This is a genomic window from Methylocystis heyeri (assembly GCF_004802635.2).
GTDB classification, from domain to species: Bacteria; Pseudomonadota; Alphaproteobacteria; order Rhizobiales; family Beijerinckiaceae; genus Methylocystis; species Methylocystis heyeri.
This window is the reverse complement of record NZ_CP046052.1, coordinates 2,458,577-2,472,533: the sequence shown is the minus strand read 5'-3', so window position 1 is coordinate 2,472,533 and position 13,957 is coordinate 2,458,577. Positions and strand designations below refer to the sequence as shown.

Sequence of the window (13,957 nt, the reverse complement as noted above, 5' to 3'; positions counted from 1 at the left end):
TCCCACTTCCGCGTCATCTTTGTCGAATATCTCACAGCTCTCTCGCTGCAAGCCGCTTCAACAGCGCCAGAAGACATTAAATCTGGAAATCTTCTAACTTTCGAGCTCCGGTTTTTTCTTGAATCCGGGCGTCGCCAGCTTCACCATGAGCGAAATCATATCCGAGCGACCAGCAAGCCAGCCAAGCGAAACGCCCAGCCAGCCAGCAACCGCTGCAATCTCTGCATGGCAGGAGGCTGTACGACATGGGGCATGTTCCAGGTTCAATCAAATCCCCACTCTCATTGAGATCTCTTCGGCAGGCGCCGAAGGAAGGGTCTGCCGCCGCAGCGCTCGGCTTTGCGGCTCTGATCGCCTCGAATGTCGGAATGGCCTTCGCGCAGGACGCCTCCACGACATTGCCGCCCGTCAAGGTAGACGCCCCGCGCGAAAAGCCCCGGCCTGCGGCTCCCGCAAAACCGAAGCCCGCGCCCGCGGCGATCGCCAGGACGCGGCCGGCGCAACATGCTGCGCAGACTCATGCTTCGGCCGGACAGCGCCAATCCGGGCCATCTTCCGCAAATGCGGCTTCAGCGGGCGGGCAGGGCGGCGGCGCTTCGAGCGTTCCGATCTTCGCCGCCGCCGCGGACGCCGATCGCTACGCCGACCCGGCCGCGCCCTATCGCGCAGTGCGTCTTTCCTCCGAAAAATTCACTCAGCCGATCCTCAATACGCCGCGCACCGTCACGGTCCTGACCAAAGAGGTTCTGGAGGACAAGAACGCGACGACGCTGCGCGAGATCGGACGCAGCACGGCGGGCGTGACGCTGGGAACCGGCGAAGGCGGCAATGCCTTCGGCGACCGTTTCTTCATCCGCGGCTTCGATGCGCGCAACGATATTTTCGTCGACGGCATTCGTGATCCGGGCGTCAGCATCCGCGAGAATTTCTACACCGAACAGGTTGAAATCCTGCGCGGTCCCGGCTCGACTTTCGCTGGACGCGGCACTGCCGGCGGCGCCGTCAACATCGTCACCAAACAGGCGACCGATCGCGACTTCACCGATTTCAACTTCATGGGCGGCTTCTCCGATGCGACCAAGCGCGTCACGCTGGACGCCAACAGGGTCATCAGCCCGATCCTCGCGGTTCGTCTCAACGCCATGTATCAGGACGCCGATGTCGCGGGGCGCAATTATGTTGTCGACGACCGCAACGGCGTCGCGGGGTCGGTGGTCTTCAAGCCGATAGACGGGCTGACGCTGACGGCGGAATACAACCATGTTTATCTCAACGGGTTGCCGGACTTCGGCGTCCCTTACAATCGCATCGCGAACCGGCCCTTCACCGAGAACCTCGTGCCGCGCAACACATGGTATGGCTTTCTCGATCGCGACTACCAGAAATCCGAACAGGATTTCGGCACATTTGCTGCGGAATATAAGGTTTCGGACAACCTCACTTTCAGCAACAAGTTCCGTCAGGGCCGGTCCGTTCTGGATTATATCGGCACGCTCGCCGAAGGCGCCAATCTCTTCAACGCGACGGTCAATCTCAATCCGCAAAGCCGCAATCAGACCACCTCGGTGCTGGATAACCAGACCGAAGCGGTGGTGAAGTTCAAGACCGGTCCTGTCGACAATGCGGTCGTGACCGGCGTCGAATTCTCGCGGGAGCAGCTCACGCGCGACACTTACGCCGGGCTGCAATCCGAGCTCAACTCGGCCGGGTCGAACCCGAGCATCGTCGGCAATCTCTACCTGCCGCCCACCTATATGCCCTTCGGCCAGGCTTACCTCACCGGCAATCCGACCCGCATCGCCGTCGACACCGCCTCCGGCTATGTCATCGAGACGGCGGATTATCAGAACACGGTCATCGCCAATGGCGGGGTGCGTTACGACGATTACACCATCACCAGCCGCAACGAGACCTATTCGACCTTCGCGGCCAATCACTCCGGCATGGTCAATTACAACGCCGGTCTGACCCTGAAACCCTTGCCCAATGTCAGCCTCTATGCGGCTTACGCCACATCGAGCAATCCGGTCGGCGCCGAGCTCGACGGCAGCGCGGCGAATTACGGAGGCTTGTCTGCGGCCGCGCAGATTTTCGCGCCGCAATACAATCGCGCCAAGGAGATCGGCGTTAAGTGGCTGCTGTTCGATCATCTGCTCGCCACCGCGGCCTTGTTCCGGACCGATGTCAGCAATGCGCGCGAGGTCAATGCCGGGGTGACCACCGGCAATGCGGCCTATTATGTCCAGGGCCTCGATGTCGAGCTCGCAGGCAATATCACCGACAAATGGAGCGCGACCGGCGGTCTGGTGCTGATGCAGTCCAAGGTCACGCAGTCCTATGCGCCGACCAATGTCGGCCTGCAGCTCGCGAATGTCGCCCATCAATCCTTCAGCCTGCTCTCCAAATATAAATTCGGAGACCTGTTCGGCCTCGCCCCTGATGTGCTGGAATTCGGCGGTCAGGCGATCTACCGCTCCAAGGTCTATGGCGGCAACAATCTCGTCGCCAATGGCGGAACCAGCTTCAACGCTTGGGGATTGCCGGCGCCGACCGCCGCCAATCCCTTCGTCAACGTTCCGACCGAGTTGCCGTCCTATTGGCGCTTCGACGTCTTCACCGAGGCGAAGATCGGCCCCTACACGACGTTGAAGCTTTCTGTGCAGAACCTGTTCAATCGCACCTATTACGACGCGTTTTACCAGAGCGCGGCGCCTTTCGCGCAGATGGCGCCGGGGCGCGCCGTCTATCTCGAAGCCCGCGTGAAATTCTAGGAGGCTCGCCATGTTGGCCCATATTCCTGCCGTGCTCGCAAAGGAGGAAGTATCGCGCTTGCGCGAAGCGCTCGTCGGCGCGTCGTGGGAGGACGGCGCCGCGTCGGGTGGAGCGAGCAAGAACGCCAAGCGCAACACACAGCTTTCGCCGGAGTCGGAATTGTCGCGCAAGCTCGGGTCGACGGTGGCGAAGGCCATGCTCGCCAGTCCATCCTTTTTGGCGGCGGCGATTCCGCTGCGAATCCTGCCGCCTTTGTTCGAAAGATATGAGGCGGGGGATCGCTACGATCCGCATGTCGACAACGCCGTGCGCGGAGACGCGACGACCGGCGCGCGCATCCGCGTCGATCTCGCAGCGACGCTGCTGTTGTCGGAGCCCGAGGACTATGACGGCGGCGAGCTGATCGTCGAAGACATATTCGGGTCCAGGACGTTCAAGCCGCGGGCCGGAGACGTCGTCCTGTTTTCCGCCGGCAGTCCGAACATGGTGACGCCGATCACGCGCGGCTCGCGTCTTGCGTCCTTGGTCTGGCTGCAAAGCATGATCAGGTCGGACGAAGAGCGCGACATTATTTGCGACCTCGACGCCGCCATACAGGAGCTTTCGCCGCGCATCGGCGGCGATGACGGCGACATGCGCAGGCTCTCGGCGGTCTATCACAATCTCATCCGCATCTGGGGAGAAGCCTAGGCCATGCTCATCTGCATCCCGGAAGTCCTGAACAAGCATGAGGTCGCTTACTTTCGTAAAACCATGGCGGCGGCTGCATGGGAGGACGGCCGCGTGACCGCCGGATCGCAATCGTCGCTGGTGAAGAACAATCTTCAACTGCCGCAAGACGGCGCCGCCGCGCGCGAATTGGGCGAGCATGTGCTGCAGGCGCTCGCCGATTGCCCGACCTTCGTTTCTGCGGCTCTTCCGCTCCGGATTTTTCCGCCGCTCTTCAACAGCTACGGCGCCGGACATGATTTCGGCCTGCATGTCGACAACGCCATTCGCGGCGTGCCCGGCTCTGCGATGCGGATCCGCACCGATCTCTCCTGCACCCTGTTTCTCTCGGAACCCGATGACTACGACGGCGGCGAACTCGTGATCGAAGACCGCGTCGGGCGGCAGGAGGTCAAGCTGGCGGCGGGCGATCTCGTCCTCTATCCGTCGACGAGCCTTCATCTGGTCCGCAAGGTGACGCGTGGCGAGCGGGTCGCTTCCTTCTTCTGGCTGCAGAGCATGATCCGGGACAATGTGGCCCGCGCTCTGCTGTTCGATCTCGACCAGGCGATTCAGTCCTTGAGCAACCGGCTCGGCGCAGGCGATCCGGCCTGCGTGCGACTGACGGGAATCTACCACAACCTCATTCGGAAATGGGCGGAAGCATGAAAAGCGCGATACGATCTATCTTTCCGGCGATGCTTTGCCTCGAAGCCTTCGTCTCGGCGGCTCGGGCGCAGAGTCCCACGACTGCGCGCGCAGTCGATGGGGCGCTCGCGGCGGGGAGGCCCCATGATCTTTCGGTCTGGACGATGTTCTCAAACGCCGACATCGTCGTCAAACTCGTGATCCTCGGCCTGCTCATGGCCTCGATCGGAACATGGACGGTTCTGATCGCCAAGACCATCGAACTCAAGCGCGCGCGAAGTCGCGCCGTCGAGGCCGCAGCCGGGCTCTCCGAGGCGCGGGGGCTTTCGGAAGCGCGCCTTGCGCTGGGCGTCGGCGACCGCCTGAGCGCCGCGCTGCTTTCGGAGGCGATGCGCGAATTGAAGCTCTCCTCCGACATTCCCTCCGGTCCCGGCGTCAAGGAGCGCGTCGCCTCCGCTTTTGCGGAAGTCGAACGCGCCGAGGCGTTGTCGATCAAGCGGGGAACCGGGTTTCTGGCGTCCGTCGGCTCCACCGGTCCTTTCATCGGCCTCTTCGGCACGGTCTGGGGCATCATGAACAGCTTCATCGGCATCTCCAAGGCGCAGACGACCAATCTTGCTGTGGTCGCCCCCGGCATCGCCGAGGCGCTGCTCGCGACTGCGATCGGCCTCTTCGCCGCCATTCCTGCCGTGTTGATCTATAATCATCTCGCGCGCCAGACCGGCGCCTATCTCGAATGCGTCTCCAATCTCTCTGGAGAGCTGCTGCGCATCGTCTCGCGCGATCTCGATCGCGGCCATCGCACAATCAAGATCCGGGCGGCGGAGTGACGATCATGGCTGCGCATCTCGGCAAAGGCGACCTTCAGGAAACCCATGAGATCAATGTCACGCCGTTCATCGACGTGATGCTGGTCCTGCTCATCATCTTCATGGTGGCTGCGCCGCTCGCGACGGTGGATCTGCCGGTCGATCTTCCGGCCTCCAACGCGGCGCCGCATGAGAAGCCGGAAAAGCCGGTCTATGTGACGATCCAATCCGATCTCGCGCTCGCGATCGGGGATATGCCGGTCAAGCGCAACGATCTCGTCGCGACGCTGGAAAGACAGCTCGGCGACAAAGGGAGGCGCATCTATCTGCGCGCCGACAGCGCCGTGCCCTATGGCGAGATGATGGCGGTGCTGGAGCGGCTGCGCGCGGGCGGCTTTCTGAAGGTTGCGCTGGTCGCGCTCGACGCCGGCGGCAAACAGCCGGGCGACGCGAAATGAGCGGCGCGCTTTCTCTCCGGGATCGGACGCCGAACAGCAAGCTCTGGAGCGTCGCGGCGCTATGCGCCATCCTGCTGCATGTCGCCGGCGCGGCGACGGCGCTCGTCGCTTTGCGCGGCGAAACCGAGGACGACGCCAGCGGCGCGCCGGCGATCGAGCTTTCGCTGGAGCCGGTCGCGGCGCGCGAGAGCGAGCCGACCGACCTACCGCCCGGGCCTCTCGCCGACGAATCCGCGGAGGCCGCGGCCTCCGCCGCTTCCTCCGAAACGAAAGAGAACAACCAGGAAAAAATCGCCCGGGCCGAGGCCGATGACGCTGAGCTCTCGCGCGACGCCAAACCGGAAAAACCTGTCGAGGACCAGAAGTCGCGACAGGCTGAGCAGCTCGTCGCAAATCAGTCCGCCGCCTCGGAAGCGACCGCGCCGCCAAAGTCGGAGGCGGCCAGGGTCGCCGATCGCCCCGCTGCGCCGGTCCAGGGAGCGGACGCCGCAGCCAATGCCGTCAAGCTGACCTGGCAGAAAGCGCTGATGGCGCATCTCAACCGCGCCAAGCGTTACCCGGTCGGCGGCGGCCGGCGCGCAGCCGAGGCCAGCGTGCATTTTACTCTCGATCGGCGCGGCCATGTCCTCGCCTACAGCATCAAGCGCTCCTCGGGCATGCCGGTCTTCGACGAGGCGGCGCTGGCGATGATGAAGCGGGCCGATCCCGTGCCATCGCCTCCGCCCGTCGTCGCCGACCAGAGCCTGTCCTTCGAGGTGCCGGTGCAGTTCAGGGCGGAGCGGAAATAGGGGAGGGCGTTCCTCTTCGCCCCAGGGTGTAAACCCGCAAAAAATGTCGTAGTGAGGCGTCCATGAAGCATGGGCGAGCGAGTGGTGAAACCGGGGTGAAGAAAGTCACGGGGCGGGACATCCGCTTTTCCGTCGCGCCGATGATGGACTGGACCGATCGCCATTGCCGGTATTTGCACCGGCTGATGTCGCGGCGGGCGCGGCTCTATACCGAGATGCTGACCACAGGCGCCGTCATTCATGGCGATCGCGAGCGGCTGCTGGGCTACGACGCTTTCGAGCACCCGGTCGCCTTTCAGCTCGGCGGCTCGGACCCGGCCGATCTCGCCAAGGCCGCAAAGATCGCCGAGAGCTTCGGCTATGACGAAATCAATCTCAATGTCGGCTGCCCTTCCGACCGGGTCCAGAACGGCGCTTTCGGGGCCTGCCTGATGCTGAACCCGGCGCTGGTCGCCGATTGCGTCCGCGCGATGAAGGACCGCGTGGATGTTCCGGTCACGGTCAAATGCCGGATCGGCGTCGACGATCAGGAGCCGGAGGCCGCGCTGTTCGAACTCGCGCAAAGCTGCATCGGCGCGGGCGTCGACGCGCTTGTCGTGCACGCCCGCAAGGCTTGGCTCAAGGGCCTCTCTCCAAAAGAAAACCGCGATGTTCCGCCGCTGGATTACGAACTCGTGCATCGGCTCAAGCGCGCCTATCCGGAAATCCCCATCGCGATCAATGGCGGCCTCGCGACCATCGAGGCGATGCGCGAGCAGCTCGATTTCGTCGATGGCGTCATGGTTGGCCGGGCGGCCTATCACGATCCGGCGCTGCTGCTGCGGGTCGATCCCGAGCTTTTCGGGGAGCCCGCTACGTTCGAGAACTGTTTCGATGTGATCGACGCCTACATCCCCTATATCGAGCGCCAGCTCGCGGCCGGGGAGAGACTGTCTTCGGTGACGCGCCATATGCTCGGCTTCTTCGCGGGAATGCCGGGGGCGAGGCACTACCGCCGGCGCCTCGCGCTCGAGGCCGTGCGCTCCGACGCCGGCGTCGAAACGCTGTTGCAGGCGGTTGGAGAAGTGCGCTGCGCCATGGAACGGCGTGAACTTGCTCTCGCCAGCGAAGGCTAACGGCTTTGAGGGAGCTGTTCCCATCCTGAAACCGCGTCGCATAATTTGGGAACACGCTCTGATCGCTGTCCGCTAAACAACAAAAGCGACGGCGCTTTCAAACAAAATAAACAATATCCTGCGCTCTTTGGAGGGCTTCCAAACTATAGATTGGAAGATGTCCAAGCTGACGCCCAAGTCCTTGCGCGCCTTTAGCGACAGAGATTTACTGGCTGCGAGGATGATCGAAGGGGAGAAGGAATATGTCGTTCGCGTCTGCCGGCCGAACTGTTGCACGTCTCACGCTGCCTGTGGGCGCGCTGCTTTGGACGGCCCCGATCCAGGCCCAGGACGCCGCGCATGCTCAATTTCCATTCTCCGTAGACGGCGTGTACCACGAGATCGAAACCAAATATATTTTCGGCTTCACCGACGGCTCCGACATCGGCGCGGAGGGCGAAACCGCGGTAGAGACCGACACCAACGCTGCCTTCCGCAGACGTCACGGGGTCTATAATGCGGTGGAGCAGGAGGTCGAGCTCGAGGGCACCCCAACCCAGTTCTTTTCTTATGAGCTCAGCCTTCACGGCTTCGGCCATTCGATAAAGAACGACGACGAGCTCACCGATCTCCACCGCGTCAGCTTCGGCGGCTTTTCCACCAATCTGCGTTACCTGCTGCTCGGCCGCGGCCCGGAGTCGCCCATCGGCTTGACCATAATGGCCGAACCGGAATGGGGCCGGGTCGACGGAGACAGCGGCCAGCACACCCGCTCCATGGGCGCGACCTTCGCGATCCTCGCCGACACCGAGTTCATCGAGAACAGGCTTTATGCCGCTGCGAACCTGATCTACGAACCCGGCATCGCCAAGGCGGTGGGCGATACGGCCTGGGCGAAAGCGGCCTCGATGGGCGTCACCGCCGCAATGACATGGCGCGTAACGCCCAAGATCGCGATGGGCGGGGAGATCGAATATTACCGCGCCTATGACAGCCTGGGTTTCAAGTCGTACCAGGGCGACGCCCTTTATATCGGCCCGACCTTCCATGTGCAGGTGACGAAAAAGGTGATTCTGGCGGGCGCCTTCTCCGCCGAGGTCGCGGGCCATTCGGCCGGCGACGACCGGCCGCTGAATCTGGTCGATTTCTCGCGCTACCGCGCCCGGCTGAGGATGGAATACGAGTTCTGAGGTCGCGGGCTACACCGGCAGCTTGTCGAGAAAATCCGCCGTCATGATCCGCAGGACCTTTGCGGGCTTGTCGTCCGGTTCGGGGAAGGAAACGCCGAGCCTTCTCCAGAAATCGGAAAAAACCCAGACATCGGCAAGCTCGTGCCGGTCTTCGGGAAAGGCCTTCGCCTCGGCGGATTCGAGCTTGGCCGCATCGACCAGATAGGGCCGCAGGGCATCGGCGGAGACGCCGGACGCCTCGGCGAGCTCCTCGGGGTCGCTGTCCCAGTCCGAAACGGCGCCCTCTTCGTCCCAGTAGCCGGGGCGCGAGCAATGGCTGTGGATTTCCGCGCCGTGAAGATGGGCGAGATGCTCCCAATAGGCGCCGTCATAGATCTTGACCGTGGAGATCAGCCAGTCTTTCTCACCCGCGATCGCGCAAGCCGCGGCGCCGACGTTCACCCCGAAATATTGCGGCCACAGCACGACCGCCCAGTCGCCCTGCGGCTCATAGACGACCACGTCGGACGCATAGTCGATCGGCGCTCCCGGAGGAACGGTCTCGATATCGACGCCATGCGATAGGAAATAATCGCGGCAGGCTTGCGCGATTTCCTGGGGATCGGCGCGCCTGAATGCGCTGGCGGCGAGAAACAGACCCATGTTCAGCCTCTTGTTGCGTGCGGCCTAGGGCTTGTTGAGATTCATCGCGAATTGATGAGCGCGGCGGCGAGGCGGATCATGGCTGTGAAGCTTTGATCGGTTTTGTCGGCGCGCAGGGCGATCCGCTTGAACTCCTTGAGTTTGCCGAAGAAGTTTTCGATGAGGTGACGGGCTTTGTAAAGCTCGATGTCGATGGCGAGAGGCGCGTTTCGTCTTGGATGTTGGGAGATGACGATTTGCGCGCCGCGCTCGTTCAGTTCGGCGACGATCCAGTCGCTGTCGAAGGCCTTGTCGGCGAGCAGCGCGCCAAATTCGACGCCCTCGATCAAAGGCGCGACGCCGACCGTGTCGAAGCGTTGCCCCGGCAGCAGAACGAAGCGGACCAAATTGCCGAGCGCGTCGGTGAGCGCGAGGATTTTGGTGGTCCAGCCGCCTTTGGATTTGCCTATGGCCTGGCCCTGAGTCCCCCTTTTGCGCCCTGTCCATGGCGGTGGACCTTGACGATGGTGGCGTCGATCATGGCGTATTCCATGTCTGGATCGTCCGACACGGCGTCAAACATCCGCTTGAACACATCGGCCTTCACCCAATCGCGAAAGCGTTTGAACACGGTGTTCCACTTGCCGAAGGCGGGAGGCAGATCGCGCCAGGGGCTGCCCGTGCGCGCAATCCACAAGATCGCCTCTAAAAACAATCGCCCATCGCTCCCGGTCCGGCCGGGATCGGAGGGCTTGCCAAGACAAAAGGGCTCCAGCTTCGACCATTGGCCGTCCGTCAGACAGAATCGGGGCATTGCAAACTCCTTTCGGAGCTTGAATCATCCTTCCACCAAAATGGGAATCCTGATTCTCAACAGGCCCTAGAGCAAAATCCGAAAAAGTTGATAGGCTTTTTCGATGAGATTTTGCTCCAGCTTTTTGAATCTGGAGCGATTTCTTAGCGACCAGACGACTGCGTCTGGTCGGCAAGCGCTCTGGAGAATTTCCGGTTTGAATCGAACCGAAATTCTCCAGGAATTTTTGTTCGACCGGTTTTCTTCACGCGAAGCGGCATCCGCTTCGCTCGAAAACCTTCCAAGGCTCACCCGGCGCAGAGCGCGAGCAGCACAGCGATCTCCGCGGCCTGCTGGGCGGCGCCGAGAACGTCGCCGGTATATCCGCCAATCTGGCGTTCAGCCAGTTTCGCGACCCCGACGCAAGCCAATATCGCCCCGAAAAGCGCCGCCGCAAGCTGCGACATATGGGCGCCGGCCGGCAGCAGAATCGCGGAGCAGGCGAGGGTGAGCGCCGCCGCCGTTTTCAGCGCCTCGGGGGCGGGGCGCGGCATTGCGGCGCCGAGTCCGCCGCTGCGCGCCGGCGCAAGCAGCAGGAGCGGCGCGAGACCGGCGACGCGCGAGGCCGCCGCGGCGAACATCACGGCGCAGCAAGCGAGCCAAAGGCTGCGATCGAGCAGCGCCGCGGTGGCGAAGACCCGAAGCATCAGCGCCAGGACGAGGGCCATTGCGCCATAGGAACCGAGCCGGCTGTCGCGCATGATCTCGAGCTTGCGTTCTCGGGTCGCGCCGCCGCCGAAACCGTCGGCGACATCGGCGAGGCCATCCTCATGCAGTCCGCCGGCGACGCCGACCAGCGCCGCGATCGCGCAAGCCGCTGCCGGGAGCGCGGGCAGGCGAAAGGCGTGCGCGAGAACGAGAACCGCTGCGCCGCAGCCGCCGATTACGGCTCCCGCCACAGGGAGCGCGCGCAAGGCGCGGCGGAAATCCGGCGCCCCGGCGGCGATGGGCAGGCCGAGGCGGGAATAGAACTGCAGGCAGCAGAGCGCATCTTGCGCAAATGATCGTAGCGGGCGAGAAATCATGAGGCGGGTTGTGCCGCCGATCGGCGATAATGTCGAGGAGGCCTTGCGGCCTTTATGGGCTCCTCGGCTCCGCGGGCGCCGAGATTTCCGCCGCCGCGCGCTCCGCCGCCCCCTGCATCGCCTCCGTCGCGAGCGGTCCGATCAGCACGAAGGCCATGCCCGCGCTCCGCCACTCGACCGCGGTCAGGCTGCTGTCGACGCGGGGCGCGACGCGCGGCGCCGGCCCGGATTCCGCCCGCTCGAAATACAGCCCGACGCGCGACCCGCTCTCTGCTTCATAGACCAGAAACCCGGCCGGGGCGGTGAGTCCGGGCGTGATGCGCCCGCCCAAAAAACGAAGCCCGGCCTGGGAAAGGTCGGGCGCCCGCGCAAAGCCTACCCGCAGCCTCAGGAGCGCGAGCAGATCGCCCATCTGGCCAGGCTCGAAATCGACCGGCTTCGGCTCGCGCGCATAGGTCAGAAAGTCCATGTCGGCGCGGTCGACGTAACCCTGAGCCAAAGTGATCGAAGACGCAGGCGGGGGCGGCCCCGGACGCGTCAGGGCGTAAACCGCGATTCCCGCCAGCATGGCGCCCGCCAGCATGGTGAGGGCCGAGGACAAAGCCGCCTTCTTGCGCCGGTTCTGGCGGGCCTCGTCGAGTCGCTGCACCGAGCGTGACGAACTCGGGCGCCCCCAATGAACTGCGCCGGTTTCTATCGGCGGAGGGCCCGCCGCGGCGTTGCGGGCGGCGGCGTTGCGCAAGGACAGGGGCGGCGTTTCCTGGGCCACCGGATCGAAGGCGGCCCTGAGCGCCGCGTTCTGCCGTCGCCAGTTTTCCACCAGCTCGGCGTCGTCCGGATGGGCGAGCAGATGATCTTCGACCTGACGCCTGCGCTCGGGGGAAATCTCGCCGTCTACGAGGGCGTGGAGATCGGCGTCATGGACGCCGTGAAAGGAGTCGCTCATCTAGGCGCTATTTGACGATGCGCAGATAGGCGCTGGCGCGACGGAGCCGATCCGAGGAAGCGAAGGGCCGAAGGTCCAGGGCGGAGAGGGCCGAACGCGCCCGCTGCAGCTGTCCGAGCAGGACCGCCCGCGGAACCTCGAGAATGCTGGAGGCGGCCTCATAGGAAAAGCCTTCGAGCGCCACCAGAAGAAGGGTGGCCCGCTCGTTGAAGGGTAGATTGGCGAGGCCCTGGACGACGAGAGGCTGCTGCGCGGCAGTCTTGGGCGCCGTTCCAGCGGTTTTCTCCCGGGCGAGCGCCGTCAGCGCGCGATAGGCGCAAAGACGCGCGGCGCCGCTTTCGCCGGCTTGAAGTTCTTTTGCCCGCACCTTGGCCGTGGCGCGTTCGAGGGCGGTTTGCACGAGATCGTCGGTCGCGCCAGAGCCGCCGCCGGCGCACAGGGCGCGCGCATAGCGGCGAAGCGACGGCAGCGTCGCCTCGAGCTCCTGCAGCAGATCCTCTTTCTGGCCCATCTCCCGCCCGCTCCGCCATGTTTTTGCTTGTTTTTGCGATGCGAATGCTATTTTTTGCAGATTATGATATGCCACTCCCCTGCGCTTGACTATCGGTTGGGGCAGGGTCGTCATGATTTTTTTGGGCCAGGGGCCTGATGAGACCGGCTCCTCCGGGATTCTTCCCCCGCCGCGGGGTTGACCGGGGGAACAGGGAAGGCTAGTGGAACGTCACTGTCCGGCTTTCCGAGGCCGGCGCGAAAAAGTGGCCGACACTTTTTCGAAAGATAAAGGTCCAGGCCGGATCGGCGCCCGGACCAAGCATGAGAGCGCGTAGCTCAGTCGGTAGAGCATCTGACTTTTAATCAGGGGGTCCTGGGTTCGAGTCCCAGCGCGCTCACCACTGCAAAATCAAAAACCTGGCCAAATTCGCGGCTCTATTCCTCCCAAATATTGGAAAATAGCGGAACCCGAGCGGGCCCATCTGCCGCGCTGGCGCATGAAACTATGATCAAGGTCAGTTTGGGCGTGGCGTGGAACCATGTCGAACCTGAGTGGGTTTACCTACGAAGGGCTACTTAGCCCTTGGCGCAATGCGCTTTTTTTGGCCGGGAGGGGGCGCCGTAGAGGTCTCGCGCCTCTCTCCCGCGTCGTCTCTCGTTCCTTTCGGTCACGCCGATGCCGGCGCCGGGGGGAAATTCTCGCGCCTCTTCCTCACCCCGCAAAAAAGAAGGGCGAGGCGCGAGCCTCGCCCAGATATACGCCGCAAAACCAGTCCGATGAATGAGACTGGCCGCTGCGCAATGCAATGCGCTCGCCTATTTAAATTCGACTTGGGCTGTCGTTTATCCGCCCCGCAGGGCGCGCTCCAGCTGGGGGAAATACTTATCTGGACGGTCCTGGCCGGATATTCTCCGTCGCGGGCGGGCGCCAGGGGGAATTTAGGAGCAAGGGCGACAGCGCCGGGTCGTTCCGCTGCGTCTTCAGACATGATCGAGAAAAAAATTGTTCTACTCGCGCCTTAGTCGCCCTGTATCATGCAATGGTAATGATCATTGATTGGGGGGCGCTCCGGCGAGCGTCGAGCAGATGAGCACAGGAATCGGGTTGGCGATAGGGATCGGTCTTTCGGCTCTCTTGGCGCCTGTTGCGGCGATAGGCGCTGCGGTGGAGAAATTGAGGGCGGCCATCGAGCATGGCAAGGCCGGACGCGGAAACGATTTCCTGGAGCACCTGGATGCGGCGCTCGCATTTGTTCAGGATGCAGGGAGCTTCAAGCGCGGTTTGAAGGCTTCTGAAGCTCTGGTCTTTATCGAAGCGGCGATCGCCCACGGCGCCCGAGAAGACTTCGTCGCGGCGGCCGAACATGCCGAGAGCGCGCTCGCTCTGCTCGAGAAGACGGTTCCGCATCCTTGTCTGCCTCAATGACGTGAAATGCGCGCGGCCGCAGTCGCGCCCGGCCTCATGCTTTGCGCCAAAAACTTCATCCGCGAACGGCCGCCGGATTATTCGGCGCGGGCGCCTGAAATTTGTATTTCCGGGATCGGGATAAATT

At 63.3% G+C, this 13,957-nt stretch carries 13 protein-coding genes, 1 tRNA gene and 1 pseudogene; 10 read left to right on the top strand and 5 right to left on the bottom strand.

Annotated features, from left to right (window positions below; translation table 11 throughout):
• Nucleotides 1–245: 245 nt before the first annotated feature.
• From H2LOC_RS11285 to H2LOC_RS11250, 8 genes are all read left to right on the top strand, one after another.
• A complete protein-coding gene (locus tag H2LOC_RS11285; protein WP_136496482.1) occupies nt 246–2,771 on the top strand; it encodes a TonB-dependent receptor in 2,526 nt (841 codons plus the stop codon).
• 10 nt (nt 2,772–2,781) lie between these two features.
• Entirely contained in the window at nt 2,782–3,462 is a 681-nt protein-coding gene (locus H2LOC_RS11280; RefSeq protein ID WP_136496481.1) for a Fe2+-dependent dioxygenase, read from the top strand.
• A 3-nt stretch (nt 3,463–3,465) separates the two neighbouring features.
• Entirely contained in the window at nt 3,466–4,149 is a 684-nt protein-coding gene (locus tag H2LOC_RS11275; RefSeq protein WP_136496480.1) for a Fe2+-dependent dioxygenase, read from the top strand.
• A gap of 29 nt (nt 4,150–4,178) precedes the next feature.
• On the top strand, nt 4,179–4,958 hold the full coding sequence (gene exbB, locus H2LOC_RS11270) for a tonB-system energizer ExbB (protein ID WP_425487342.1): 780 nt from the start codon (nt 4,179–4,181) through the stop codon (nt 4,956–4,958).
• 5 nt (nt 4,959–4,963) lie between these two features.
• On the top strand, nt 4,964–5,395 hold the full coding sequence (gene exbD / locus H2LOC_RS11265; RefSeq protein ID WP_136496478.1) for a TonB system transport protein ExbD: 432 nt from the start codon (nt 4,964–4,966) through the stop codon (nt 5,393–5,395).
• Nucleotides 5,392–6,183, top strand: coding sequence for a TonB family protein (locus H2LOC_RS11260; protein ID WP_136496477.1), 792 nt, complete (start codon nt 5,392–5,394; stop codon nt 6,181–6,183). The genes exbD and H2LOC_RS11260 overlap by 4 nt, the downstream gene beginning before the upstream one ends.
• 62 nt (nt 6,184–6,245) lie before the next feature.
• Nucleotides 6,246–7,298 carry a tRNA dihydrouridine(20/20a) synthase DusA gene (gene dusA / locus H2LOC_RS11255; RefSeq protein ID WP_136496476.1) on the top strand — a complete coding sequence of 351 codons (1,053 nt, stop codon included), beginning with the start codon at nt 6,246–6,248 and terminating at the stop codon, nt 7,296–7,298.
• Between the two features lie 242 nt (nt 7,299–7,540).
• Nucleotides 7,541–8,467, top strand: a complete 927-nt coding sequence (locus H2LOC_RS11250) for a hypothetical protein (protein ID WP_136496475.1) — start codon at nt 7,541–7,543, stop codon at nt 8,465–8,467.
• Between the two features lie 9 nt (nt 8,468–8,476).
• On the opposite strand, the gene H2LOC_RS11245 is transcribed toward H2LOC_RS11250, so the two are convergent.
• The 5 genes and pseudogenes from H2LOC_RS11245 to H2LOC_RS11225 all read right to left on the bottom strand — a co-directional run bounded on the left by H2LOC_RS11245 (nt 8,477) and on the right by H2LOC_RS11225 (nt 12,423).
• A complete protein-coding gene (locus tag H2LOC_RS11245; RefSeq protein ID WP_136496474.1) occupies nt 8,477–9,109 on the bottom strand; it encodes a hypothetical protein in 633 nt (210 codons plus the stop codon).
• Between the two features lie 41 nt (nt 9,110–9,150).
• Nucleotides 9,151–9,902, bottom strand: a pseudogene (locus H2LOC_RS11240) (IS5 family transposase).
• Between the two features lie 287 nt (nt 9,903–10,189).
• Nucleotides 10,190–10,966: an adenosylcobinamide-GDP ribazoletransferase gene (gene cobS / locus H2LOC_RS11235; RefSeq protein WP_136496473.1), complete on the bottom strand. Its 777-nt coding sequence runs from the start codon at nt 10,964–10,966 to the stop codon at nt 10,190–10,192.
• A 52-nt stretch (nt 10,967–11,018) separates the two neighbouring features.
• Complete coding sequence (locus H2LOC_RS11230) at nt 11,019–11,912, bottom strand: anti-sigma factor family protein (protein ID WP_154331632.1); 894 nt, start codon at nt 11,910–11,912, stop codon at nt 11,019–11,021.
• Between the two features lie 7 nt (nt 11,913–11,919).
• Complete coding sequence (locus H2LOC_RS11225) at nt 11,920–12,423, bottom strand: RNA polymerase subunit sigma-70 (RefSeq protein WP_154331631.1); 504 nt, start codon at nt 12,421–12,423, stop codon at nt 11,920–11,922.
• A gap of 306 nt (nt 12,424–12,729) precedes the next feature.
• On the opposite strand from H2LOC_RS11225, the gene H2LOC_RS11220 reads away from it, so the two are divergent.
• Nucleotides 12,730–12,805 (top strand) — tRNA-Lys (locus H2LOC_RS11220).
• A 686-nt stretch (nt 12,806–13,491) separates the two neighbouring features.
• A complete protein-coding gene (gene smbP / locus H2LOC_RS11215; protein ID WP_136496472.1) occupies nt 13,492–13,830 on the top strand; it encodes a small metal-binding protein SmbP in 339 nt (112 codons plus the stop codon).
• Nucleotides 13,831–13,957: the final 127 nt, after the last annotated feature.